The 24653-nt window shown below is 55.1% G+C and carries 19 protein-coding genes, 1 tRNA gene and 3 rRNA genes; 17 read left to right on the top strand and 6 right to left on the bottom strand.

What is annotated here, in order from left to right:
- Positions 1-42 precede the first annotated feature (42 nt).
- The 4 genes from cutA (at position 43) to A4308_RS00990 (ending at position 2873) form a co-directional block, all read left to right on the top strand.
- Positions 43-366 (top strand): divalent cation tolerance protein CutA, encoded by a 324-nt coding sequence (gene cutA / locus A4308_RS00975; protein WP_014882197.1) that lies wholly within the window; start codon positions 43-45, stop codon positions 364-366.
- Positions 342-2045 carry a protein-disulfide reductase DsbD gene (locus A4308_RS00980; protein ID WP_045282252.1) on the top strand — a complete coding sequence of 568 codons (1704 nt, stop codon included), beginning with the start codon at positions 342-344 and terminating at the stop codon, positions 2043-2045. The genes cutA and A4308_RS00980 overlap by 25 nt, the downstream gene beginning before the upstream one ends.
- A 49-nt stretch (positions 2046-2094) precedes the next feature.
- Positions 2095-2670 (top strand): transcriptional regulator, encoded by a 576-nt coding sequence (locus A4308_RS00985; protein ID WP_014882195.1) that lies wholly within the window; start codon positions 2095-2097, stop codon positions 2668-2670.
- Between the two features lie 127 nt (positions 2671-2797).
- Positions 2798-2873, top strand: a tRNA-Phe gene (locus tag A4308_RS00990).
- A gap of 216 nt (positions 2874-3089) precedes the next feature.
- Here the strand turns inward: A4308_RS00990 and rrf are convergent.
- The 3 genes from rrf to A4308_RS01005 all read right to left on the bottom strand — a co-directional run bounded on the left by rrf (position 3090) and on the right by A4308_RS01005 (position 7922).
- Positions 3090-3205, bottom strand: a 5S ribosomal RNA gene (gene rrf / locus A4308_RS00995).
- A gap of 65 nt (positions 3206-3270) precedes the next feature.
- Positions 3271-6174: ribosomal RNA gene (locus A4308_RS01000) — 23S ribosomal RNA — on the bottom strand.
- 208 nt (positions 6175-6382) lie between these two features.
- Positions 6383-7922: ribosomal RNA gene (locus tag A4308_RS01005) — 16S ribosomal RNA — on the bottom strand.
- Together the 16S, 23S and 5S rRNA genes form the textbook arrangement of a ribosomal RNA operon.
- A gap of 495 nt (positions 7923-8417) precedes the next feature.
- Between A4308_RS01005 and A4308_RS01015 the strand changes: the two genes are divergently transcribed.
- Entirely contained in the window at positions 8418-9371 is a 954-nt protein-coding gene (locus A4308_RS01015) for a nickel/cobalt transporter (RefSeq protein WP_045282278.1), read from the top strand.
- Positions 9372-9404: 33 nt separating this feature from the next.
- Here the strand turns inward: A4308_RS01015 and proP are convergent, their stop codons facing one another.
- A complete protein-coding gene (gene proP, locus A4308_RS01020; RefSeq protein ID WP_014882193.1) occupies positions 9405-10907 on the bottom strand; it encodes a glycine betaine/L-proline transporter ProP in 1503 nt (500 codons plus the stop codon).
- 649 nt (positions 10908-11556) lie between these two features.
- On the opposite strand from proP, the gene kdgT reads away from it, so the two are divergent.
- Positions 11557-12549 carry a 2-keto-3-deoxygluconate transporter gene (gene kdgT / locus A4308_RS01025; protein WP_014882192.1) on the top strand — a complete coding sequence of 331 codons (993 nt, stop codon included), beginning with the start codon at positions 11557-11559 and terminating at the stop codon, positions 12547-12549.
- A gap of 63 nt (positions 12550-12612) precedes the next feature.
- On the opposite strand, the gene A4308_RS01030 is transcribed toward kdgT, so the two are convergent.
- The gene (locus A4308_RS01030; protein ID WP_032637716.1) at positions 12613-13488 is read right to left on the bottom strand and encodes a diguanylate cyclase regulator RdcB family protein; all 876 of its coding nucleotides are present in this window, start codon (positions 13486-13488) and stop codon (positions 12613-12615) included.
- Positions 13485-15839, bottom strand: a complete 2355-nt coding sequence (crfC, locus tag A4308_RS01035) for a clamp-binding protein CrfC (protein ID WP_014882190.1) — start codon at positions 15837-15839, stop codon at positions 13485-13487. The genes A4308_RS01030 and crfC overlap by 4 nt, the downstream gene beginning before the upstream one ends.
- A gap of 596 nt (positions 15840-16435) precedes the next feature.
- Here crfC and A4308_RS01040 point away from each other — a divergent pair.
- The 11 genes from A4308_RS01040 (at position 16436) to phnK (ending at position 24627) form a co-directional block, all read left to right on the top strand.
- Entirely contained in the window at positions 16436-16771 is a 336-nt protein-coding gene (locus tag A4308_RS01040; protein ID WP_008500067.1) for a zinc ribbon domain-containing protein YjdM, read from the top strand.
- 122 nt (positions 16772-16893) lie between these two features.
- A complete protein-coding gene (yjdN, locus tag A4308_RS01045; RefSeq protein WP_014882189.1) occupies positions 16894-17331 on the top strand; it encodes a VOC family metalloprotein YjdN in 438 nt (145 codons plus the stop codon).
- A 136-nt stretch (positions 17332-17467) separates the two neighbouring features.
- Positions 17468-18256, top strand: a complete 789-nt coding sequence (gene phnC / locus A4308_RS01050) for a phosphonate ABC transporter ATP-binding protein (RefSeq protein WP_045282277.1) — start codon at positions 17468-17470, stop codon at positions 18254-18256.
- A gap of 22 nt (positions 18257-18278) precedes the next feature.
- Positions 18279-19295: a phosphonate ABC transporter substrate-binding protein gene (phnD, locus tag A4308_RS01055; protein ID WP_045135406.1), complete on the top strand. Its 1017-nt coding sequence runs from the start codon at positions 18279-18281 to the stop codon at positions 19293-19295.
- Positions 19296-19413: 118 nt separating this feature from the next.
- A complete protein-coding gene (phnE, locus tag A4308_RS01060) occupies positions 19414-20193 on the top strand; it encodes a phosphonate ABC transporter, permease protein PhnE (RefSeq protein WP_023331823.1) in 780 nt (259 codons plus the stop codon).
- Between the two features lie 20 nt (positions 20194-20213).
- Entirely contained in the window at positions 20214-20939 is a 726-nt protein-coding gene (gene phnF / locus A4308_RS01065) for a phosphonate metabolism transcriptional regulator PhnF (protein ID WP_045282275.1), read from the top strand.
- Positions 20940-21392, top strand: a complete 453-nt coding sequence (gene phnG / locus A4308_RS01070) for a phosphonate C-P lyase system protein PhnG (protein WP_014882184.1) — start codon at positions 20940-20942, stop codon at positions 21390-21392.
- Positions 21389-21973: a phosphonate C-P lyase system protein PhnH gene (gene phnH / locus A4308_RS01075; RefSeq protein ID WP_023331820.1), complete on the top strand. Its 585-nt coding sequence runs from the start codon at positions 21389-21391 to the stop codon at positions 21971-21973. The genes phnG and phnH overlap by 4 nt, the downstream gene beginning before the upstream one ends.
- A complete protein-coding gene (locus A4308_RS01080) occupies positions 21973-23037 on the top strand; it encodes a carbon-phosphorus lyase complex subunit PhnI (RefSeq protein ID WP_045282274.1) in 1065 nt (354 codons plus the stop codon). Before phnH ends, A4308_RS01080 begins: the two co-directional genes overlap by 1 nt.
- Positions 23030-23875, top strand: a complete 846-nt coding sequence (gene phnJ, locus A4308_RS01085; protein WP_014882181.1) for an alpha-D-ribose 1-methylphosphonate 5-phosphate C-P-lyase PhnJ — start codon at positions 23030-23032, stop codon at positions 23873-23875. Before A4308_RS01080 ends, phnJ begins: the two co-directional genes overlap by 8 nt.
- The gene (gene phnK / locus A4308_RS01090; RefSeq protein ID WP_014882180.1) at positions 23872-24627 is read left to right on the top strand and encodes a phosphonate C-P lyase system protein PhnK; all 756 of its coding nucleotides are present in this window, start codon (positions 23872-23874) and stop codon (positions 24625-24627) included. Before phnJ ends, phnK begins: the two co-directional genes overlap by 4 nt.
- Positions 24628-24653: the final 26 nt, after the last annotated feature.

Consider the following 24653-nt stretch of genomic DNA (forward strand, 5'->3'; position numbering starts at 1 on the left):
TGCGTGATATAGTGAAGACTTTCGTGATGAGGAGGTCGACTTGTGAACACGCCTGATGCCGTTGTCGTACTGTGTACCGCCCCTGATGAAGCCTCTGCCCAGGATCTCGCCGCCAAAGTGCTGGCCGAAAAATGGGCAGCCTGCGTAACGCTCCTCCCCGGCGCAACCTCCCTTTATTACTGGGAAGGCAAACTGGAGCAGGAGTACGAAGTCCAGATGTTGCTTAAAACCAACCGGGCGAACCAGCAGGCGCTCCTCGACTGCCTCAAGTCTCATCATCCTTACCAAACTCCAGAGCTGCTGGTGCTGCCAGTGCTCCATGGCGATAACGACTATCTCACATGGCTCAACGCTTCCTTACGCTGATCCTGCTGCTGTGCAGCACATCAGTATTTGCCGGGTTGTTTGACGCACCCGGCCGTTCAAACTTTATTCCTGCCGACCAGGCGTTTGTTTTCGATTTTCAGCAGAACCAGCACGATCTCAATCTGACCTGGCAGGTGAAAGAGGGTTACTACCTTTACCGCAAACAGGTCAGCATCACGTCCGCAAAGGCTAACGTCGGCGCATTGCAGATGCCCGCGGGCGAGTGGCACGAGGACGAGTTCTACGGTAAGAGTGAAATCTATCGTCAGCGCTTAAACGTACCCGTCACGGTGAATCAGGCGGATAAAGGCGCCACGCTGACCGTGACGTATCAGGGCTGTGCCGACGCGGGCTTCTGCTATCCTCCTGAAACGAAGGTCGTTCCGCTTACTGAAGTTAAAGCCGCTGCCTCCCCTCTTCCCTCTGGGGAGAGGGCCAGGGTGAAGGGAGAAGGCGAAGCCACTTCAGATCTTCCCTTCTCAGCATTTTGGGCGCTACTGATTGGTATTGGCATTGCCTTTACGCCGTGTGTACTGCCCATGTACCCGCTGATCTCCGGGATTGTGCTAGGCGGTAAGCAACGGCTTTCCACCGCCCGGGCGCTGCTGCTGGCTTTTATTTATGTCCAGGGCATGGCATTAACCTACACGGCGCTCGGCCTCGTGGTCGCCGCCGCTGGATTGCAATTCCAGGCAGCGCTTCAGCATCCTTACGTGCTTATTGGTCTGTCAGTTGTCTTTATTCTTTTGGCGCTGTCGATGTTTGGCCTGTTCACTCTGCAACTGCCCTCTTCGCTGCAAACCCGCTTAACGCTGATGAGTAATCGTCAGCAGGGAGGATCTGCAGGCGGCGTGTTCGCAATGGGTGCAATTGCCGGGCTAATCTGTTCACCCTGCACCACTGCGCCGCTCAGCGCCATCCTGCTGTACATCGCCCAGAGCGGCAATATGTGGCTCGGTGGCGGAACGCTGTATCTTTATGCGCTGGGGATGGGTCTGCCGCTCATTTTTGTGACGGTCTTTGGTAATCGTCTGCTGCCGAAAAGCGGACCGTGGATGGAGACGGTGAAAACCGCGTTTGGTTTTGTCATTCTGGCGCTACCGGTGTTCCTGCTGGAGCGCATCATCGGAGACGAGTGGGGAAGGCGTCTGTGGGCGATGCTTGGCGTCGCATTCTTCTCCTGGGCATTTATCGTCAGCCTGGGGGCGAAAAAGCCATGGATGCGCCTTGTGCAAATCCTGCTGCTGGCGGCTGCACTGGTCAGCGTGCGTCCGCTGCAGGACTGGGCATTTGGCACGCCGGTGGGTCAGACGCAGGCGCATCTGGACTTCACCCGCATTAACAATGTCGATGAGCTCAATAGCGCCCTGGCTCAGGCAAAAGGTAAACCGGTGATGCTCGATCTCTATGCTGACTGGTGTGTTGCCTGCAAAGAGTTTGAAAAATACACCTTTAGCGATCCTCAGGTACAAAGCGCCCTGAAAGAGACGGTGTTGCTTCAGGCAAACGTCACGGCCAACAATGAGCAGGATAAGACTCTGCTTAAGCACCTTAACGTACTCGGGCTGCCAACCATTTTATTCTTCAATGAACAAGGGGAAGAGCAGCCAGAACAGCGTGTAACCGGGTTTATGGATTCAACGGCATTCAGCGCGCATTTGCGCAATCGCCAACCGTAAACAACACTTTAGACGGGACATACCGTTGGGAATAGCGGAGGAGATAACCGTGCAACGTGAAGACGTACTGGGACAAGCCCTGCAATTACTTGAGATTCAAGGGATCGCCAGCACCACGCTTGAGATGGTAGCCGACCGTATCGATTACCCTCTGGATGAGTTAACGCGTTTCTGGCCGGATAAAGAGGCCCTGCTTTATGATGCGCTGCGCTACCTTAGCCAGCAGGTGGATATCTGGCGCAGACAGCTGATGCTTAATGAAGAACTGACGGCTGAGCAAAAGCTGTTGGCTCGCTACACCGCCCTGACTGAATGTGTCAGTAACAATCGTTATCCGGGCTGCCTGTTTATTGCCGCCTGTACATTTTATCCCGATCCCGGGCATCCAATACATCAGCTGGCGGATCAGCAAAAGCGTGCGGCGCATGACTTCACTCACGAGCTACTGACAACGCTTGAAGTGGATGACCCGGCAATGGTCGCTAAGCAGATGGAGCTGGTACTGGAGGGTTGTCTGAGCCGCATGCTGGTGAATCGTAGCCAGGCCGATGTGGATACGGCGCACCGCCTGGCGGAAGATATTCTTCGCTTTGCTCAGTGTCGTATGGGCGGGGCGTTGACGTAAGCGAATCAGCGAAATTTGGTCTTTTCGGCGCGTAAATCGCCAGATTGCCGTAAAGTTAAGCAATTGAACAGCTTTCCCCGAAATAATGTTGACGATAAGGCGTGATTGCGGTTTAATGCGCTCCGTTGCCCGGATAGCTCAGTCGGTAGAGCAGGGGATTGAAAATCCCCGTGTCCTTGGTTCGATTCCGAGTCCGGGCACCACTATTTAAAGAACCCAGCCATAGGCTGGGTTTTTGCTTTTCTGCGTTTATAAATCCCTTCTTTTATATTCTTGCTTCTCTTGCCGGTGAGATCGTGCAATCTGCTTTGCCGGATGGCGGCTTTGCCTTATCGGCCTACGGGAAAGTTTCAAGGAGAGGAATAAAGTCCAAAGCAAAAAACCCCGCACCTTACGGTACGGGGTTCCTCTTGATTGATGCCTGGCAGTTCCCTACTCTCACATGGGGAGACCCCACACTACCATCGGCGCTACGGCGTTTCACTTCTGAGTTCGGCATGGGGTCAGGTGGGACCACCGCGCTAAAGCCGCCAGGCAAATTCTGTTATCTGTATCAGGCTGAAAATCGTCTCTCTCACGCCAAAACAGCTTCGGCGTTGTAAGGTTAAGCCTCACGGTTCATTAGTATCGGTTAGCTCAACGCATCGCTGCGCTTACACACCCGACCTATCAACGTCGTCGTCTTCAACGTTCCTTCAGGAGACTTAAAGTCTCAGGGAGAACTCATCTCGGGGCAAGTTTCGTGCTTAGATGCTTTCAGCACTTATCTCTTCCGCATTTAGCTACCGGGCAGTGCCATTGGCATGACAACCCGAACACCAGTGATGCGTCCACTCCGGTCCTCTCGTACTAGGAGCAGCCCCCTCAATTCTCCAGCGCCCACGGCAGATAGGGACCGAACTGTCTCACGACGTTCTAAACCCAGCTCGCGTACCACTTTAAATGGCGAACAGCCATACCCTTGGGACCTACTTCAGCCCCAGGATGTGATGAGCCGACATCGAGGTGCCAAACACCGCCGTCGATATGAACTCTTGGGCGGTATCAGCCTGTTATCCCCGGAGTACCTTTTATCCGTTGAGCGATGGCCCTTCCATTCAGAACCACCGGATCACTATGACCTGCTTTCGCACCTGCTCGAGCCGTCACTCTCGCAGTCAAGCTAGCTTATGCCATTGCACTAACCTCCTGATGTCCGACCAGGATTAGCTAACCTTCGTGCTCCTCCGTTACTCTTTGGGAGGAGACCGCCCCAGTCAAACTACCCACCAGACACTGTCCGCAACCCGGATCACGGGTCTACGTTAGAACACCAGCCATTAAAGGGTGGTATTTCAAGGTCGGCTCCACGCAGACTGGCGTCCACGCTTCAAAGCCTCCCACCTATCCTACACATCAAGGACCAGTGTTCAGTGTCAAGCTATAGTAAAGGTTCACGGGGTCTTTCCGTCTTGCCGCGGGTACACTGCATCTTCACAGCGAGTTCAATTTCACTGAGTCTCGGGTGGAGACAGCCTGGCCATCATTACGCCATTCGTGCAGGTCGGAACTTACCCGACAAGGAATTTCGCTACCTTAGGACCGTTATAGTTACGGCCGCCGTTTACCGGGGCTTCGATCAAGAGCTTCGCGTTGCCGCTAACCCCATCAATTAACCTTCCGGCACCGGGCAGGCGTCACACCGTATACGTCCACTTTCGTGTTTGCACAGTGCTGTGTTTTTAATAAACAGTTGCAGCCAGCTGGTATCTTCGACTGATTTCAGCTCCACCCGCAGGGGCTTCACCTACATATCAGCGTGCCTTCTCCCGAAGTTACGGCACCATTTTGCCTAGTTCCTTCACCCGAGTTCTCTCAAGCGCCTTGGTATTCTCTACCTGACCACCTGTGTCGGTTTGGGGTACGATTTCGTGTTACCTGATGCTTAGAGGCTTTTCCTGGAAGCAGGGCATTTGTTACTTCAGCACCGTAGTGCCTCGTCATCACACCTCAGCGTTAATAAGGTACCGGATTTACCTGGAACCTCCGCCTACATGCTTAAACCGGGACAACCGTCGCCCGGCTAACATAGCCTTCTCCGTCCCCCCTTCGCAGTAACACCAAGTACAGGAATATTAACCTGTTTCCCATCGACTACGCCTTTCGGCCTCGCCTTAGGGGTCGACTCACCCTGCCCCGATTAACGTTGGACAGGAACCCTTGGTCTTCCGGCGAGCGGGCTTTTCACCCGCTTTATCGTTACTTATGTCAGCATTCGCACTTCTGATACCTCCAGCAACCCTCACAGGCCACCTTCAACGGCTTACAGAACGCTCCCCTACCCAACAACACATAGTGTCGCTGCCGCAGCTTCGGTGCATGGTTTAGCCCCGTTACATCTTCCGCGCAGGCCGACTCGACCAGTGAGCTATTACGCTTTCTTTAAATGATGGCTGCTTCTAAGCCAACATCCTGGCTGTCTGTGCCTTCCCACATCGTTTCCCACTTAACCATGACTTTGGGACCTTAGCTGGCGGTCTGGGTTGTTTCCCTCTTCACGACGGACGTTAGCACCCGCCGTGTGTCTCCCGTGATAACATTCTTCGGTATTCGTAGTTTGCATCGGGTTGGTAAGCCGGGATGGCCCCCTAGCCGAAACAGTGCTCTACCCCCGAAGATGAGTTCACGAGGCGCTACCTAAATAGCTTTCGGGGAGAACCAGCTATCTCCCGGTTTGATTGGCCTTTCACCCCCAGCCACAGGTCATCCGCTAATTTTTCAACATTAGTCGGTTCGGTCCTCCAGTTAGTGTTACCCAACCTTCAACCTGCCCATGGCTAGATCACCGGGTTTCGGGTCTATACCCTGCAACTTAACGCCCAGTTAAGACTCGGTTTCCCTTCGGCTCCCCTATTCGGTTAACCTTGCTACAGAATATAAGTCGCTGACCCATTATACAAAAGGTACGCAGTCACCTAACAAGTAGGCTCCCACTGCTTGTACGTACACGGTTTCAGGTTCTTTTTCACTCCCCTCGCCGGGGTTCTTTTCGCCTTTCCCTCACGGTACTGGTTCACTATCGGTCAGTCAGGAGTATTTAGCCTTGGAGGATGGTCCCCCCATATTCAGACAGGATACCACGTGTCCCGCCCTACTCTTCGAGTTCACAACCTGTGCATTTTCGTGTACGGGACTATCACCCTGTACCGTCGGACTTTCCAGACCGTTCCACTAACACACAAGCTGATTCAGACTCCGGGCTGCTCCCCGTTCGCTCGCCGCTACTGGGGGAATCTCGGTTGATTTCTTTTCCTCGGGGTACTTAGATGTTTCAGTTCCCCCGGTTCGCCTCGTTAACCTATGTATTCAGTTAACGATAGTGTGACGAATCACACTGGGTTTCCCCATTCGGACATCGCCGGGTCAAAGGTTCATATCACCTCGCCGGCGCTTTTCGCAGATTAGCACGTCCTTCATCGCCTCTGACTGCCAGGGCATCCACCGTGTACGCTTAGTCGCTTAACCTCACAACCCGAAGATGTTTCTTTCGATTCATCATCGGCTTGCGAAAATTTGAGAGACTCGAACACACATAACATGTGTGTCGTTTCAATTTTCAGCTTGATCCAGATTTTTAAAGAGCAAAACTTCTTAATGCACTCAAAAGTACATTCAGAAGTTCATCATTCATCAGACAATCTGTGTGAGCACTGCAAAGGCAGGTTCTTTAAGGTAAGGAGGTGATCCAACCGCAGGTTCCCCTACGGTTACCTTGTTACGACTTCACCCCAGTCATGAATCACAAAGTGGTAAGCGCCCTCCCGAAGGTTAAGCTACCTACTTCTTTTGCAACCCACTCCCATGGTGTGACGGGCGGTGTGTACAAGGCCCGGGAACGTATTCACCGTAGCATTCTGATCTACGATTACTAGCGATTCCGACTTCATGGAGTCGAGTTGCAGACTCCAATCCGGACTACGACGCACTTTATGAGGTCCGCTTGCTCTCGCGAGGTCGCTTCTCTTTGTATGCGCCATTGTAGCACGTGTGTAGCCCTACTCGTAAGGGCCATGATGACTTGACGTCATCCCCACCTTCCTCCAGTTTATCACTGGCAGTCTCCTTTGAGTTCCCGGCCGGACCGCTGGCAACAAAGGATAAGGGTTGCGCTCGTTGCGGGACTTAACCCAACATTTCACAACACGAGCTGACGACAGCCATGCAGCACCTGTCTCAGAGTTCCCGAAGGCACCAAAGCATCTCTGCTAAGTTCTCTGGATGTCAAGAGTAGGTAAGGTTCTTCGCGTTGCATCGAATTAAACCACATGCTCCACCGCTTGTGCGGGCCCCCGTCAATTCATTTGAGTTTTAACCTTGCGGCCGTACTCCCCAGGCGGTCGACTTAACGCGTTAGCTCCGGAAGCCACGCCTCAAGGGCACAACCTCCAAGTCGACATCGTTTACGGCGTGGACTACCAGGGTATCTAATCCTGTTTGCTCCCCACGCTTTCGCACCTGAGCGTCAGTCTTTGTCCAGGGGGCCGCCTTCGCCACCGGTATTCCTCCAGATCTCTACGCATTTCACCGCTACACCTGGAATTCTACCCCCCTCTACAAGACTCTAGCCTGCCAGTTTCGAATGCAGTTCCCAGGTTGAGCCCGGGGATTTCACATCCGACTTGACAGACCGCCTGCGTGCGCTTTACGCCCAGTAATTCCGATTAACGCTTGCACCCTCCGTATTACCGCGGCTGCTGGCACGGAGTTAGCCGGTGCTTCTTCTGCGGGTAACGTCAATTGCTGCGGTTATTAACCACAACACCTTCCTCCCCGCTGAAAGTACTTTACAACCCGAAGGCCTTCTTCATACACGCGGCATGGCTGCATCAGGCTTGCGCCCATTGTGCAATATTCCCCACTGCTGCCTCCCGTAGGAGTCTGGACCGTGTCTCAGTTCCAGTGTGGCTGGTCATCCTCTCAGACCAGCTAGGGATCGTCGCCTAGGTGAGCCGTTACCCCACCTACTAGCTAATCCCATCTGGGCACATCTGATGGCAAGAGGCCCGAAGGTCCCCCTCTTTGGTCTTGCGACGTTATGCGGTATTAGCTACCGTTTCCAGTAGTTATCCCCCTCCATCAGGCAGTTTCCCAGACATTACTCACCCGTCCGCCACTCGTCACCCGAGAGCAAGCTCTCTGTGCTACCGTTCGACTTGCATGTGTTAGGCCTGCCGCCAGCGTTCAATCTGAGCCATGATCAAACTCTTCAATTTAAGTTTGATGCTCGTGAATTAAACTTCGTAATGAATTACGTATGTTCACTCAGAGACTTGGTATTCATTTTTCGTCCGAGGACGTTAAGAATCCATGTCACTTTGAGTGCCCACACAGATTGTCTGATAAATTGTTAAAGAGCAGTACAACGCGGCTTTCGCTCACCGTTGCGAGGTGGCGTATATTACGCTTTCCTCTTTCAGAGTCAACCCGTTATTTCAGGATTTTTTCTCTTCAACCGACCGGGTTGTCTGTGAAGTGATTCACATCTGCCGTGTCGATGGAGGCGCATTATAGGGAGTTCTCCGCAGGCCGCAACCGCTAAATGACAGAAAAATGACTGACTGCTGCATTCCACAGCAAAACCCCGCCTTATACCCTTTTACACACAGACTTATCCACAACATCATCAGGATCCCGATGCGATCCTGCGAACTGAAAAGGAAGATCAACTATACTAGCGGCAAATATTCTTCCTGGCAGAGCACTCCCTCATGAACACACAACGCCTCACCCGCGACTGGCGTCTCCCTACCGCAGGGGTGATACTGCTGGCTATTCTGTTTGCCAGTTTTACCCTGCATACGCACTGGAGCGCCTTTATCCAGTGGTGTCTTGCCACTCAAATTACCCTGCACCGTTATCTGGTGATGTATCTGCTGCAGCTGAATAACCACCAGTACAGCGGCGGACTATGGCTCTTAACAGGCGCCTTCCTTTATGGCGTGCTGCACGCCATCGGGCCGGGGCACGGGAAATTCATTGTGACGACCTATCTGACCACTAATAAGGAAAGCGAGCGGGCTGCCCGGATCGTTCCTTTCCTTGGCAGCCTGATGCAGGGCGTGAGCGCCATTCTGTTTGTCTTTATTCTGGCGGTGGGGTTTAACCTCGCCTCAGGGGATATCAGTACCAGCCGCTGGTATGTAGAGAAGATAAGCGCAGTGCTGATTGGTGTATTCGGCGCGTTCGTCATTTATCAGGCATTAAAGAGCCTGCGTCCGCGCAGAATGACGATCTCAGCCATCAGTCCCCTCCATCAGCACAATGAACACTGTGGCTGCGGCCATCACGGCGTGGGTGCCGACCTGACGCAGGGAGACTGGAAAACTCGCCTGGGGGTGATTCTGGCGATTGGCGCACGCCCGTGCAGTGGGGCAATCATGATTCTGATGTTTTCAAATGCGCTGGGCATTGTCACCTGGGGGATGGCTGCCGTCATGACAATGTCCCTGGGAACGGCACTCTCGATTATGGGGCTCTCGCTGGCGGTACGTTATGCCCGTGAACGCACGGTGGCCTGCTTCGGGGGAAATAGCACGTTAAGATGGCTGGTGCCAGCCGTCAAAATAGCCGGCGGGATAGTTCTGATCCTGTTCGCGACCGTTCTCTTCCTGACGGTCATCCCCATCAGCGCCAATGGCGACTACATCGCTGCCGGATGCTAATAAAAGAAAACCCGCCGTTGGCGGGTTTCTTTATTACTCGTTGATGCGTGGATGCTGATCCACCAGTCGGGAGCGTTTTTTCTGCAGTTCTTCAATCTCTGCGTCAATGTCTTCAATCTTCTGCTCTACGTTATCGTAGTGCTCACGCAGGATCTCTTTCGCTTCCTGAATATCCGATGCCGCAGGCGTCGCCCCTTTCAGTGGACGGTTCGCCGTCTCCTTCATCGTAATACCGGTAATCAAGCCAATCACCGCGATCACCATCAGGTAATAAGCAGGCATCATCAGATTCTGCGTGCTTTCCACCAGCGAGGCGGCAAGCGTCGGGGTCAGACCGGCAATCAGTACCGAGATGTTAAAGGCTGCCGCCAGCGCACTGTAACGAATATGCGTCGGGAACATCGCAGGCAACGTTGAGGCCATCACCCCGATGAAGCAGTTCAGGATCACCGCCAGCATCAGCAGACCCGCAAAAATCAGCCCCAGCACGTTACTGTTGATCAGAATAAAGGCCGGGATTGCCAGGGCAAACAGCGCCACGCTTCCCAGAATAATGAACGGTCGACGGCCAAAGCGGTCACTCAGCAGACCCATAATCGGCTGCACGAACAGCATACCCACCATGATGGCGATAATAATCAGCACACCGTGATCTTCCGAGTAATGCAGGTTATGCGACAGATAACTCGGCATGTAGGTCAGCAGCATGTAGTAGGTCACGTTGGTCGAAATCACCAGACCAATACAGGTCAGCAGGCTGCGCCAGTGCTTAGTGGCAATCTCTTTGAACGACACCTTCGGACCATCCTGCAGCCCTTCGCGGTCACCCTGCTCCAGTTTCTCAACGTGCTGCTGGAACGCCGGTGTCTCTTCCAGCGCATGACGCAGATACAGACCGATGATCCCCAGCGGCAGCGCGAGGAAGAACGGGATACGCCAGCCCCAGTCGAGGAAGTTCTCTTCACCGACGACGGTTGAAATCAGCACCACGACACCCGCCCCCATCACGAACCCGGCAATCGAGCCGAAGTCCAGCCAGCTCCCCATAAAACCGCGCTTACGGTCCGGGGAATACTCCGCGACGAAGATCGAGGCTCCGGTATATTCCCCACCGACGGAGAAACCCTGCGCCATCTTACAGAGCAGCAGCAGAATCGGTGCCCAGATGCCGATCGTGGCATAGGACGGAATCAGGCCGATACAGAAGGTACTGATCGACATGATGACAATGGTGATAGCAAGGATCTTCTGGCGACCGTATTTATCACCAAGCATACCGAAGAACAGACCACCCAGCGGGCGAATAAGGAAAGGAACAGAGAACGTCCCCAGTGCGGCAATCATCTGCAGGCTGGGGTCAGCCCCTGGGAAAAACACTTTACCTAACGCGTAGGCCACAAAGCCATAGACACCAAAATCGAACCATTCCATCGCATTACCGAGCGAGGCTGCGGTGATGGCCTTACGCAATTTTGCGTCGTCAATAATAGTGACGTCGCGAAGCGTGATGGGTTTAATCTTTTTCCTTCTCAGCATAGCTATCCTCGTTGACTCGGCCCTGTCTGTTTCACAATCCAGTGTGGGTGCTGTGAACCTTGGGATCCGCTCCATGCGAATCGCCTTATTCAAGCGTAGCAGGTTTACTTACATTGACGTTTATCGTCGATACAACCGAACCTGTTGACGCCTGCCAGGGCAGTTAATGACCTTTTTACCCTACCAGCGTTTATATTTGTGATCAACTTCACAGATATATTTATGCTGCGTAAAGTGAAGACAGTCTTTGTCAATTTCCGCAAATAAGCACTTTCTCAACCCATCCCAGGGAAACATTTTCATGTTGTCCCCTTTTCTTTTTTTCACGACATAAAAAGCCGCTTTTTTACAAGAGATTTACATAAACCCCATCCAGCCAGAACGCGGCGTAAAGTTTACAATCAATATGTGACGCAGATAACTAAAACACTGTTTTATTTTCATTGAATCATTATTCCAGTGATCGCATGATAATTCCCGAAACATAGCGATGAGTGTTTTCTGACAAGAGAAAACCAGAGCGCTTACTGAATTTTGTTGCGGGGTTATCCAATACAAGCATCAAGAAAACCCTTCATCATCTTGAATTTATTGATTTTTTATTCGCGCCCGCCGCTCGCTATGAGGGGTAACATTGTGAGGGTTGTATATGAAGATTAAAGCCACAATAGAACGTATTCCTGGTGGTATGATGCTGGTCCCCCTGGTACTCGGTGCTATTCTGAATACCTTAGCGCCTGAAACCGGGGCTTATTTTGGCGGTTTCACAAAAGGGATGATTACAGGCACCGTCCCCATCCTGGCAGTCTGGTTCTTTTGTATCGGTGCATCCATTAATTTACGTGCAACAGGCACCGTATTACGCAAATCCGGCACGCTGGTCATAACCAAAATAGCGGTGGCCTGGGTTGTCGCCATGATATGCGCGATGTTCATTCCGGAGAATGGAATTCAGACCGGTTTCTTCGCGGGTTTATCGGTCCTGGCAATTGTCTCGGCGATGGATATGACTAACGGCGGGTTGTATGCCAGCCTGATGAACCAGTACGGAACGAAAGAAGAATCCGGGGCATTTGTTCTGATGTCTCTGGAGTCCGGCCCGCTCATGACGATGCTGATCCTGGGTTCTGCTGGCCTGGCCTCTTTTGAGCCTCACCACTTTGTTGGCGCGATCCTGCCCTTCCTGATCGGTTTCGCCCTCGGGAATCTGGATCACGATCTGCGCGATTTCTTCAGCAAAGCCACACCCGTACTCATCCCGTTCTTTGGTTTTGCGCTGGGCAACACCATCAACCTGAACGTGATCCTTGATACGGGCCTGCTGGGTATTGTGCTGGGGGTTGCGGTCATCATCATCACCGGTATTCCGTTGATTATTGCCGACCGCGTGATTGGCGGCGGAAACGGCACGGCGGGTGTCGCCGCCTCTTCAGCCGCAGGTGCTGCGGTCGCAAACCCGGTGATTATTGCTCAGATTAACCCGGCCTTCGAACCGGTAGCCGCTTCTGCAACGGCACTGGTGGCTGCCAGCGTGATTGTTACCGCGATTCTGGTGCCGATCATCACGGCACTGTACGCGAAACGCTACGGAAACGTGCAAGAGAAAGATGTAGAAAGGAAGGCAGCAGAGCTTCAACATTAACAAACCGCACCAAACCATCCCCTCTCCCCTCTGGGGAGAGGGCCAGAGTGAGGGGTGAGGGGTTCAACCAAAAATCTCCTCCACCATCGCCTCCACCAGACGTTTTGCCGAACACAGCCTCGGCATACCCAGCGCAACGGTCTGCCAGTTTTGCGTAACTGACCAGCTCACCGGGTGTTTATCCGCCTGACACCAGTCACCCAGCCAGCCCAGCATGTCTTTATGATCGATTAAACCCGCCGAAGCGGGTGTGGTCAGCCACTGATGATAGAAATGGCGCGTTGCAGGAGACGCATTGATACCCTGAGCAAGATAATTGGCAGCCATACTGCGTAAATTATCCTTGAGCATGGCCGATACATCGTCCTTCGCCAGACGGCAAGCATCGCCGAAGGCCCCCCAGCGCAACTCTTCCAGGACAATGAAACAACGCCCGGCCAGCGACCAGCCATCATAATGACCGGCTCGCCAGCGAGTGAAAATTTGCTCGCTGTGCTCACCCGCCTGGACGGTCAGTCCACGCTGAGTTAGCGCCTTTTCTTTATAAACGGCACGTTGGGTAAAATGCGATGAGAGCTCAGCGTACTGTTCAAGCAGGCCCGGAGAGGGCTGAGCCCTTAAGTGAGCCTGCTGACGAAGTGTATTCAATTTATCCGCCATCAGCGTCAGCGCAAGATGGCCAGGGTCAAGCATCCCGGCGAGTTTTTCAGCCAGACCGAGGCGCAGGGCAGCATTCTCATTCAGCATTCCGGCCATCGCCCAGGGTCGTAACCGGGTGTGCGTCATGATCTCCTGAGTCAAGCGCTCACGAAACTGCAGCTGCTGCGGCCCCAGATGAGGATGACGTGCAACGTCCACGCCCTGCACAAGATCGACCATAAATTTAGGATGAATACACTCCAGCGTCCGCCCGGGACCGTCCAGTAGCTGTGTTGTCATGGTTGCTCTGCCGCGAATAGAGTTTGAATATCATCGCGTAACAGTCGGGTATCTTCCTGTATCCACGTCGCAGTAGTGATACTTTGCTTCAACAGCTGGCTGAGCGCTCGGGTCGAATGCTCATTTTGTTGACGCACTGCGAGGCTATCACGCAAGCTTTCCTGTAACCCGGTCAGGTATAACGAAAATTCTGCAAAGAACGTCGCCATTCCTGCCGTAACAGAGACATCGACCTGGGCGGACAAAGCTTTACGTATATGTTCACAAAACTGATCAATATGTTGCTTAAATTTGTCATGTAGCTGCGCAATGTCGATAACATAGCGCGTGCGGGTCGCCACATATTCATCCCAGCCCCAGCCCGGATTATTCAGCCAGCGAGAGACGGTCTCACGCATGCTGCCCGCGCCCGATGGCTGTCCTGCAGGGCGGTTGTCCTGCGCGATGGCATCGTTAAACAGCGCCTGCGTATTGACGTTAAGCTGGTTAGCCTGAAAAGCCGGGAAGCTAATCCGCGCCCGAAAGCCGGCATGGCTCAGATGCTCTTTAATACGCGTTTCGATGGGACGCATGGCGTCATTCAGGGAACGCGCCAGCGTAGACTCCAGCTGATCGAAGCGTAACGCCAGCTCCCGGCAGATCTTTGTCTGCGCATCCAGCATGATAAGCTCGCAGGAGGAGCGGATTTTACTCAGGGCAATCTGTGCCTGCCCCTCGTCATCCAGTACCAGCTGCTGTAGTTCTTGCGGTTCGTCACCGCGAGGATTCAACCGATCGTTACCGGCTAAATCAAGGATATTGCGAGCGCTAAACACGTGACCAATCGCCTGGTGAAGCGCTGTTTTTTGGGCCCCCATAAAGTCCGCAGTGGCATTCAGCGCCTGCTCAACTTCATGTTTCACCTCATCGCTCACCACCCGCTGGCGCGTCTGCATCATCGCCATGTCCTCTTCAAGACGCGTAATATTCAGTTCCAGCGCGTCAAAGGCGACCGTCAGCCCCTGATAGCGGAAGTCGAGATATTCCCGGGCATTTTGTGCGTAGTTGAGCAGCTTATGGGACGCCGAGCGCAACGCAAATAACGAGGCATTAGCATAGGCGGCGTAAATCAGTTTGCGTATCGGTTGTTCAAACAGCGAATCTTCCCAGAGCAAATCGGCGGCGTGACGGATATGGCCAATATCATCCAGGTCCGCCGTACGCCAGCGGCGACCGAGGGCGGCTTCGGCAAAATCCTGCACCCAGGGTTGCTCCTGATGATCCGGCAGTTGTCCGTGGGTATTCATCTCGTAGCGAGCGCGGTTCGCCAGATACGCCCACATGGAGGAGACAGGGTAGATCTGGCCAGGCGAAATATTGCCTTTCATTAAGGTGCCGGAGATCATCGCCCGGACCTGCTCTTCATCATCGCTATTGCGATCTTTCTGGTCGAATTTATTCACCAGGGCATACAGAGGCACGGATTTCCCCGCCACCGAAATAGCCTGACGGACCTCTTCATCAGATATAGATTTAAGCTGGGTATAATCCATTACCGCCAGCACCGCCGATGCGCGGGCTAACTGCTCACTCAGCATTTTTTGCAGATGCGGCTGTCCGGCCTCATTAGGCCCAGGGGTATCGAGCAGCGTCAGTTGCCCGAGGTGGGCATCCAGACCCGCAAGATGCACGAACTCCACTTCAATGACCGGAATGTGTTCAATGGCCGCGTATTCTGAAAACGGAAACGCCACGCCCAGCGCCTGAGAGAGTCTGACCAGGTCATTGAGGCTTTTCAGGCAATGAAATATTGGCTGCGCTCCAAGATGATGCTTTTCAAAGGCTTCACCTTTTTCAATGCGTTCCAGCAGCGTATTCATGTCTTTATCAATTTCCAGATGCTGGGCCAGCTTCCCACGATCGTAATCGCATAGTTGTTTCTGCAGCAGCTGGATCAAATCATCAATAGGCGAGACATGTGAGAAATGGAGTACCGGCTCTTTCTGGCCTGGCGTATGACGAATCAGGGTAGGAAGCGCCGTCATTGGGCGGTTGCGATTAGGCAACACTTCGGTCCCCACAATGGCATTAATGGTGGTCGATTTCCCCGCTTTCATGGTACCAACGATAGCCAGAACCATTTCCAGACGTGTTATTTTGCGTAATTCATTATTCAGCATTGCCTGCTGCGCTTCGACACCCCGCGCACTAAAATGCAAAGGCAGAACGTTGTTCTTTTCACCCGTAATAGCGGCCGTCGTGTTCTCCAGCATCGCTGTCGGCATTGACTTCAAGGTATCAAGATTTTGCAGGGCAAGCTGTAACAAACGCTCAGCTTCCTGGCTTAATTCAAAAATGGTCTGTGTGTGCATGATAAAAGCCTTTCCTTAACGCAAATTTATTACTTTTATTAAGCCACTGGTATTAATTATGATGTTCAGGCTTATATGATCACGTGTGGAAAACATGTTCACCGGAATATAACTGATTGAAGATAATCAGAAATAAATGGCTATCCTTGCATGGCGTGTAAAGCTCTCCTCAAGGCCTGACAGCCAAAAGATAAAAAGCGTAGCCCTTTTTAAGAAACTTCAGGATATATCATCATTATTTATCCACCTAAAAAGAACGGGTTATGCCACAACCATACGAAATGCATGGCAGCAAAGACCAAAGATAAATAACAATGTGTTGCTTCACCTTATCCGAAATGAAGGTGCGTAGCAATTTGCCACAATAAAATATTCGATATATTTAGCGACTTCTCTTTCCACCGTGTTAATGACGTTAGCATCGCTTAACTGACTGACAGGAAGTGTCACTCCCGACACATTTTTTGCTTTTTTTTAAATTCAGAATATCACCGACAAACGTGTGGATTTGCGCTATACTTGCCGCCTTTTTCGGCACACTGCCGTCATTTAGCTGGCATTTTCCAGCGTGTTAACACTTTTTTGAGGATACCGATATGTCTCTCCCACACTGCCCGAAATGCAATTCTGAATACACCTATGAAGATAATGGCATGTTCATCTGCCCGGAATGTGCGCATGAATGGAATGATGCCGAACCGGCACAGGATGCAGATGCCCTGATCGTAAAAGATGCGAACGGTAACCTGCTGGCGGATGGCGACAGCGTCACCGTAGTTAAAGATCTGAAAGTCAAAGGCAGCTCTTCCATGCTGAAGATCGGTACCAAAGTGAAGAACATCCGTCTGGTTGAAGGCGATCATAATATCGACTGCAAAATTGACGGCTTCGGTCCGATGAAACTGAAATCTGAGTTCGTGAAAAAGAACTGATTTTTCTCCTGTAGGCTCGATAACCGAAGCGCCGCCGGGCGCTTTTCCGGATGTGCTACGCTTATCCGGCCTACAAAAAAAGAACTACACTTAATGGGCTTTTCTTACGTGAGGTAAAGAATATGCCGTTAAGTCCCTACATCTCCTTCGCCGGCAACTGTGCAGAGGCAACCGCCTTTTATCAGCAGGCCGTCGGCGCTGAACTCCTCTATAAAATCACTTTCGGTGAAATGCCCAAAAGCGACAGCAGTGAAGAAGGCTGTCCGTCCGGCATGCAGTTTCCTGATTCCGCTATCGCCCACTCTAACGTCCGCATTGCGGGCAGCGACATCATGATGAGCGACGGGCAGCCGCCGGGCAGCAACGCGCAGTACGCCGGGTTCACGCTGGTGCTCGACACGCAGGATGTGTCAGAAGGCAAGCGCTGGTTCGACAACCTCGCCGCTGGCGGCAATATCGACATGGCGTGGCAGGAGACCTTCTGGGCGCACGGTTTCGGTAAAGTCACCGATAAATACGGCGTACCGTGGATGATTAACGTCGTTAAGCAGCAGCACTAATTTTCTGGCGGTGGGCGGTCCGCCTCCGCCTGTCATCAAACTCCCCTCAACTCTTCAAATTCCCGCAACCGAGACTTAACCCAAATGTCACATTGATGCGCCAGCATGAGGCCACATTTATCGTGAGGCCCCGCACATGCAAACTGTCATCCGCGTCGAGAAACTGAGCAAGACCTTCAATCACAACAAGGCGCTGCATGCCGTTGATCTGACCGTCCAGCAGGGCGACATGGTGGCGCTTCTCGGCCCTTCTGGCTCAGGTAAATCCACCCTTCTGCGCCATTTAAGCGGTCTTATCACCTGCGATAAAACGCCGGAAAGTCACGTCGAATTGCTGGGCAACACAGTGCAGCGCGCCGGGCGTCTGGCAAGTGATATCCGCAAGAGCCGTGCCCAGACGGGCTACATCTTCCAGCAGTTCAACCTGGTCAATCGCCTGACGGTACTGGAGAACGTGCTGATTGGCGCACTCGGCAGCACACCGTTCTGGCGCACCTGCCTGCGCTGGTTCTCACCTTCCCAGAAGCAGGAAGCTCTTCAGGCGTTGACTCGCGTCGGTATGGCACACCTCGCCCACCAGCGTGTCTCCACCCTGTCCGGTGGACAACAGCAGCGCGTCGCCATCGCCCGCGCCCTGATGCAGAAAGCAAAAATCATTCTGGCCGATGAACCTATCGCCTCGCTGGACCCGGAATCCGCCCGCATCGTGATGGAAACCCTGCGCGACATTAACCAGAACGACGGCATTACCGTGGTGGTAACGCTGCATCAGGTGGATTACGCCCTGCGCTACTGCGAGCGCATTGTCGCCCTGCGTCAGGGCCATGTGTTCTTTGACGGCGCAAGCCATCAGTTTGATAACGACCGTTTTGATCATCTCTACCGCAGCGTAAACCGCGTCGAAGAGCGCGCGCAGGCTGCATAACTCCCCATAACGAGGAATGGAAATGAACTACAAAGCCGTTGCCGCGCTGGCCTTTACCAGCATGTTCAGCATCAGCACCCTGTTAAGCCCGGCGTATGCACAAGAGCAGGAAAAAGCGCTGAACTTCGGCATTATTTCGACGGAATCACAGCAGAACCTGAAGCCTCAGTGGGAACCGTTCCTGAAAGATATGGAAACCAAACTGGGGATCAAAGTGAATGCCTTCTTCGCCCCGGACTACGCGGGCATTATCCAGGGAATGCGCTTTAATAAAGTCGACATCGCCTGGTACGGCAACCTCTCCGCAATGGAAGCGGTGGACCGCGCCAACGGCCAGGTCTTTGCCCAGACCGTTGCGGCAGATGGCTCCCCGGGCTACTGGAGCGTGCTGATCGTGAACAAAGACAGCCCGATCAACAACCTCAACGACATGCTCGCCAAACGCAAAGAGCTGACCTTTGGTAACGGCGACCCGAACTCCACCTCCGGCTTCCTCGTCCCTGGCTACTACGTCTTCGCGAAAAACAACGCCTCCGCCAGCGACTTCAAACGCACCGTCAACGCCAGCCATGAAACCAACGCCCTGGCCGTGGCGAACAAGCAGGTGGATGTTGCCACCAACAACACCGAAAACCTCGACAAGCTGAAAACCTCCGCGCCGGACAAGCTGAAAGAACTGAAGGTGATCTGGAAATCGCCGCTGATCCCGGGCGACCCGATCGTCTGGCGTAAAAACCTCTCCGAAAGCACCAAGGACAAGGTGTACGACTTCTTTATGAACTACGGCAAAACGCCGGAAGAGAAAGCGGTTCTTGAGAAACTGGGCTGGGCACCGTTCCGCGCCTCCAGCGACCTTCAGCTGGTCCCGATTCGCCAGCTGGCGCTGTTTAAACAGATGCAGGCCGTGAAGGACAACAAAGGGCTCAAGGAAGAAGAGAAGACCAGCAAAGTCTCTGACATTCAGGCCCAGCTGGAAGACCTCGACCGCCTGACCGCGGCACTCGGCGCCATGACCAGCGTAAATAAAGCGGTGCAGTAGTTTCTTTTCCCCCTCTCCCCGTGGGAGAGGGCCGGGGTGAGGGCATCAGCGCGCACATTTCCCCCTCACCCTAACCCTCTCCCTCAAGGGAGAGGGAATTAAAACCCAAGGAGCCAACATGCAAACCATTACCCTCCCACCGCCAAAGCGCAGCTGGTTCTCGCTCATAAGCTGGGCCATCCTGCTGGCGGTGCTGGTTATCTCCTGGAAGGGCGCAGAAATGGATCCCCTGCTGCTCTTCAAAGATTCCGGCAACATGGCAACCTTTGCCGCCGACTTCTTCCCGCCGGACTTCAGCCAGTGGCAGGACTATCTCAGCGAAATGGCCATTACCCTGCAAATTGCCGTCTGGGGCACCGCTCTTGCAGTCATTCTCTCCATTCCGTTTGGCCTGATGAGCGCGGAAAACATCGTGCCGTGGTGGGTATACCAGCCGATGCGTCGCCTGATGGACGCCTGCCGCGCGATTAACGAAATGGTCTTTGCGATGCTGTTCGTGGTGGCCGTGGGTCTGGGTCCGTTCGCGGGCGTCATGGCGCTGTTCATCCACACCACCGGGGTGCTCTCCAAGCTGCTCTCGGAAGCGGTCGAAGCCATTGAGCCCGGCCCGGTGGAAGGCATCCGCGCCACCGGCGCCAACAAAATCGAAGAGATCCTCTACGGCGTCCTGCCGCAGGTGATGCCGCTGCTGATCTCCTACTCGCTGTACCGCTTTGAATCCAACGTTCGCTCCGCCACGGTCGTCGGCATGGTCGGTGCAGGCGGAATCGGCGTCACCCTGTGGGAAGCGATTCGCGGTTTCCAGTTCCAGCAAACCTGCGCCCTGATGGTGCTCATCATCGTCACCGTCAGCCTGCTGGATTTCCTCTCTCAACGTTTGCGTAAGCACTTCATCTGAGAAGCGAGGCTTTGTTTTCTATGCACTTATCCAGACATCCGACCAGTTACCCAACCCGCTGGCAAGAAATTGCGGCAAAGCTCGAAGTGGAACTGCGCACGCACTACCGCTGCGGAGACTACCTGCCCGCCGAGCAGCAGCTTGCGGATCGCTATGAAGTGAATCGCCACACCCTGCGCCGCGCCATTGACCAGCTGGTCGAGCGCGGCTGGGTGCAACGCCGTCAGGGCGTGGGCGTGCTGGTGCTGATGCGCCCGTTCGACTATCCGCTCAATGCCCAGGCGCGCTTTAGTCAAAACCTGCTGGATCAGGGCAGCCATCCCACCAGCGAAAAGCTGCTCTCGGTCCTGCGCCCGGCCTCCAGCCATGTGGCGGACGCGCTGGGCATTCAGGAAGGCGATAACGTCATCCACCTGCGCACGTTGCGCCGCGTCAACGGCGTAGCGGTATGCCAGATTGACCACTACTTCGCGGACCTCGCCCTCTGGCCAGTGCTGCAAAACTTTTCCAGCGGTTCCCTGCACGACTTTCTGCAGGACGCCACGGGCATCGCCCTCAAGCGCACCCAGACGCGTATCAGCGCCCGCCGCGCGCAGGCTAAAGAGAGCAAAGTTCTCGAAATCCCCAATATGGCGCCGCTGCTCTGCGTGCGCACCCTCAACCACCGTGACGGCGAGGTCAATGCGACGGAATACTCCGTCAGCCTGACCCGTGCCGACATGATCGAATTCACTATGGAGCACTGAATGCACGTCGATACCGCCACCCGACAGCGCTGGATGCGTGTGCTGGCCCACAGCCAGCCTGCTGCCCTGCGCGATCGCATGAACGCCCTGAGCCTGACGCCAGACTACGACACTATCCGCGCACCGGAAATTGGCCTGGTGCAGATCCAGGCCCGGATGGGCGGCACCGGGCAGCGCTTTTTTGCGGGAGACGCCCCCCTCACCCGCGCCGCGATCCGCCTGAACAGCGGCACGCTGGGCTACAGCTACGTGCTGGGACGCGATAAAGCACACGCCGAGCGCTGCGCAGTAATAGACGCCCTTTTGCAGGAACAAACGCATTTTCAGACGTTAATGGAAACCCTTATTGCCCCGCTGGAAGCTGACCGCGCCGCACGACTTGCCGCACGTCAGGCCGAAGTGAATACCAGCCGGGTCGACTTCTTTACGCTCGTTCGCGGAGACAACGCATGACGCTTCAACCTGCTTTTACCCTGGCCGTCCAGGATGCCCAACAAAGTTTTCGTCGCCTGCTGAAAGCCATGAGCGAGCCGGGGGTGATTGTCTCGCTGCACCAGCTTTCACAGGGCTGGCTGCCGCTGAATCTGGCGACCACCAGCGTGTTACTGACCCTTGCCGACAACGACACACCGGTGTGGCTGTCAGGCGCCTTATCTAATGACATCGCCAGCCAGAACCTGCGTTTTCACACCAGTGCCCCGCTGGTTGAGCAACCGCGACAGGCGGTCTTTGCCGTGGCCGACGAACACATCAGCCACGAGCAGCTCAACGCCCTGAGCGAAGGCAGCGCCGTTGCACCGGAAACCAGCGCCACGCTGATTCTGCAGGTCTCCAGCCTGAGCGGCGGCCGCATGCTCCGCCTGACCGGTGCAGGCATCGCCGATGAACGCATGGTTGCGCCGCAGCTGCCGGAATGCATCATTCATGAGCTGACCGAACGCCCGCACCCGTTCCCGCTGGGCATAGACCTGATCCTGACCTGCGGCGAGCGTCTGCTCGCCATCCCACGGACCACCCACGTGGAGGTGTGCTGATGTACGTTGCCGTTAAAGGGGGCGAAAAGGCGATCGCCGCCGCCCATGCCTTGCAGGAACACAGACGACGGGGCGATGAAAAACTGCCCGAACTGAGCGTCGCCCAGATTGAGCAGCAGCTGAACCTGGCCGTTGACCGGGTGATGACCGAAGGCGGCGTCGCCGATCGCGAGCTGGCGGCGCTGGCGCTGAAGCAGGCCAGCGGCGATAACGTCGAAGCCATCTTTCTGCTGCGCGCCTGGCGCACCACGGTTCCCCGCTTCACGGCGAGCGAGCCGGTGAATACGGCGCAGATGCGCCTGGAGCGCCGTATTTCTGCCGTTTATAAAGACATCCCCGGCGGCCAGCGGCTTGGCCCCACCTACGATTACACCCATCGCCTGCTGGATTTTACCCTGCTGGCGAACGGCGAAGCGCCACGGCTCAGCACCACGGATGCCGAACAGGAGCCGTCTCCGCACGTCTTCAGCCTGCTGGCTAACCAGGGGCTGGCGAAAGCGGAAGAAGATTCGGGTACCGCGCCAGATGACATCACCCGCACGCCGCCAGTTTTCCCGTGCTCGCGCTCCTCGCGTCTGCAGCAGCTGATGCGCGGCGACGAAGGCTATCTGCTGGCGCTGGCCTACTCCACCCAGCGCGGCTATGGGCGTAACCACCCGTTTGCGGCCGAAATTCGCAGCGGCTATACCGACGTGGAAATCGTGCCGGAAGAGCTGGGTTTTGCGGTGAACGTCGGCGAACTGCTGATGACCGAATGCGAAATGGTTAACGGCTTTGTCGCGCCAGAGAATGAAGACCCGCACTTTACCCGCGGCTACGGCCTAGTGTTTGGCCTGAGCGAACGCAAAGCCATGGCGATGGCGCTGGTCGACCGCGCCCTGCAGGCACCGGACTACGGCGAGCACATCGCCGGCCCGGCGCAGGATGAGGAGTTCGTGCTGGCCCATGCAGACAACGTTGAGGCCGCCGGTTTCGTCTCGCACCTCAAGCTGCCGCACTACGTCGATTTCCAGGCCGAACTGGAACTGCTGAAACGTCTGCAACGGGAGCGCGCCAATGGCTAACTTAAGCGGCTACAACTTTGCCTATCTGGATGAGCAAACCAAACGCATGATCCGCCGCGCCATCCTCAAAGCGGTTGCCATTCCGGGCTACCAGGTACCGTTCGGCGGCCGCGAGATGCCAATGCCCTACGGCTGGGGCACCGGCGGTATTCAGTTGACCGCCAGCGTGATCGGGGAAGCCGACGTGCTTAAGGTCATCGACCAGGGGGCAGACGACACCACCAACGCCGTTTCGATCCGCAACTTCTTCAAGCGCGTGACCGGCGTAGCGACCACTGAAAAAACCGAAGACGCGACGCTGATCCAGACCCGCCACCGCATTCCGGAAACCCCGCTGACTGAAGATCAGATTCTGATTTTCCAGGTGCCGATCCCGGAGCCGCTGCGCTTTATCGAGCCGCGGGAAACCGAAACCCGCACCATGCACGCGCTGGAAGAGTACGGCGTGATGCAGGTGAAGCTTTACGAGGACATCGCCCGCTTCGGCCATATCGCCACCACCTACGCCTACCCGGTGAAGGTCAACGGGCGCTATGTGATGGACCCGTCGCCAATCCCGAAATTCGATAACCCGAAGATGGACATGATGCCAGCCCTGCAACTCTTTGGCGCCGGGCGTGAAAAACGCATCTATGCCGTACCGCCTTACACCCGTGTGGAGAGTCTCGATTTTGATGACCACCCGTTTACGGTGCAGGCGTGGGACGAGCCATGCGCCATCTGCGGATCCCAACATAGCTATCTGGATGAAGTGGTGCTGGATGACACGGGCAAACGGATGTTCGTCTGCTCCGACACCGATTTCTGCCGCCAACAGAGCGAGGCGAACAGCCAATGAAACCGCTGCTTTCGGTTAATAACCTGACTCACCTATACGCGCCGGGCAAAGGCTTCAGCGACGTGTCGTTCGAGCTGTGGCCGGGCGAAGTGCTGGGGATTGTCGGCGAGTCCGGCTCCGGCAAAACCACGCTTCTCAAGTCCCTCTCCGCGCGCCTGACGCCGCAGAACGGTGAGATTTTATATGAGGGCACGTCGCTGTATGGCATGAGCGAGGCCGAGCGCCGTCGCCTGCTGCGTACCGAGTGGGGCGTAGTGCATCAGCACCCAATGGACGGGCTGCGCCGCCAGGTTTCAGCGGGAGGCAACATCGGCGAACGACTGATGGCCACCGGCGCGCGCCACTACGGTCACATCCGCGCCACCGCGCAGCACTGGCTGGAGGAGGTTGAAATCCCCGCCTCGCGTATCGACGACCTGCCCACCACTTTCTCTGGCGGCATGCAGCAGCGTTTACAGATCGCCCGCAACCTGGTCACCCATCCGAAGCTGGTGTTTATGGATGAGCCCACCGGCGGGCTGGACGTCTCGGTTCAGGCGCGCCTGCTCGATCTGCTGCGCGGCCTGGTGGTGGAGTTGAACCTGGCGGTGGTGATTGTCACCCACGATTTGGGCGTCGCACGCCTGCTGGCGGACCGTCTGCTGGTGATGAAGCAGGGTCAGGTGGTGGAAAGTGGGCTGACCGACCGCGTGCTCGACGATCCCCATCATCCGTACACCCAGCTGCTGGTGTCGTCCGTATTGCAGAATTGAGGCTGCTGTTGCCGGGTGGCGCTGCG

Source organism: Enterobacter sp. ODB01, assembly GCF_001623605.1.
Taxonomy (GTDB): Bacteria; Pseudomonadota; Gammaproteobacteria; order Enterobacterales; family Enterobacteriaceae; genus Enterobacter; species Enterobacter kobei.

What these genes read in the sequence shown, in the direction of transcription:
- A4308_RS00980 (WP_045282252.1), top strand. Translation starts at nt 342, where the DNA reads ATGGCTCAACGCTTCCTTACGCTGATCCTGCTGCTGTGCAGCACATCA.
- A4308_RS01015 (WP_045282278.1), top strand. Translation starts at nt 8,418, where the DNA reads ATGAACACACAACGCCTCACCCGCGACTGGCGTCTCCCTACCGCAGGG.
- proP (WP_014882193.1), bottom strand. Translation starts at nt 10,907, where the DNA reads ATGCTGAGAAGGAAAAAGATTAAACCCATCACGCTTCGCGACGTCACT.
- kdgT (WP_014882192.1), top strand. Translation starts at nt 11,557, where the DNA reads ATGAAGATTAAAGCCACAATAGAACGTATTCCTGGTGGTATGATGCTG.
- A4308_RS01030 (WP_032637716.1), bottom strand. Translation starts at nt 13,488, where the DNA reads ATGACAACACAGCTACTGGACGGTCCCGGGCGGACGCTGGAGTGTATT.
- crfC (WP_014882190.1), bottom strand. Translation starts at nt 15,839, where the DNA reads ATGCACACACAGACCATTTTTGAATTAAGCCAGGAAGCTGAGCGTTTG.
- A4308_RS01040 (WP_008500067.1), top strand. Translation starts at nt 16,436, where the DNA reads ATGTCTCTCCCACACTGCCCGAAATGCAATTCTGAATACACCTATGAA.
- yjdN (WP_014882189.1), top strand. Translation starts at nt 16,894, where the DNA reads ATGCCGTTAAGTCCCTACATCTCCTTCGCCGGCAACTGTGCAGAGGCA.
- phnC (WP_045282277.1), top strand. Translation starts at nt 17,468, where the DNA reads ATGCAAACTGTCATCCGCGTCGAGAAACTGAGCAAGACCTTCAATCAC.
- phnD (WP_045135406.1), top strand. Translation starts at nt 18,279, where the DNA reads ATGAACTACAAAGCCGTTGCCGCGCTGGCCTTTACCAGCATGTTCAGC.
- phnE (WP_023331823.1), top strand. Translation starts at nt 19,414, where the DNA reads ATGCAAACCATTACCCTCCCACCGCCAAAGCGCAGCTGGTTCTCGCTC.
- phnF (WP_045282275.1), top strand. Translation starts at nt 20,214, where the DNA reads ATGCACTTATCCAGACATCCGACCAGTTACCCAACCCGCTGGCAAGAA.
- phnG (WP_014882184.1), top strand. Translation starts at nt 20,940, where the DNA reads ATGCACGTCGATACCGCCACCCGACAGCGCTGGATGCGTGTGCTGGCC.
- phnH (WP_023331820.1), top strand. Translation starts at nt 21,389, where the DNA reads ATGACGCTTCAACCTGCTTTTACCCTGGCCGTCCAGGATGCCCAACAA.
- A4308_RS01080 (WP_045282274.1), top strand. Translation starts at nt 21,973, where the DNA reads ATGTACGTTGCCGTTAAAGGGGGCGAAAAGGCGATCGCCGCCGCCCAT.
- phnJ (WP_014882181.1), top strand. Translation starts at nt 23,030, where the DNA reads ATGGCTAACTTAAGCGGCTACAACTTTGCCTATCTGGATGAGCAAACC.
- phnK (WP_014882180.1), top strand. Translation starts at nt 23,872, where the DNA reads ATGAAACCGCTGCTTTCGGTTAATAACCTGACTCACCTATACGCGCCG.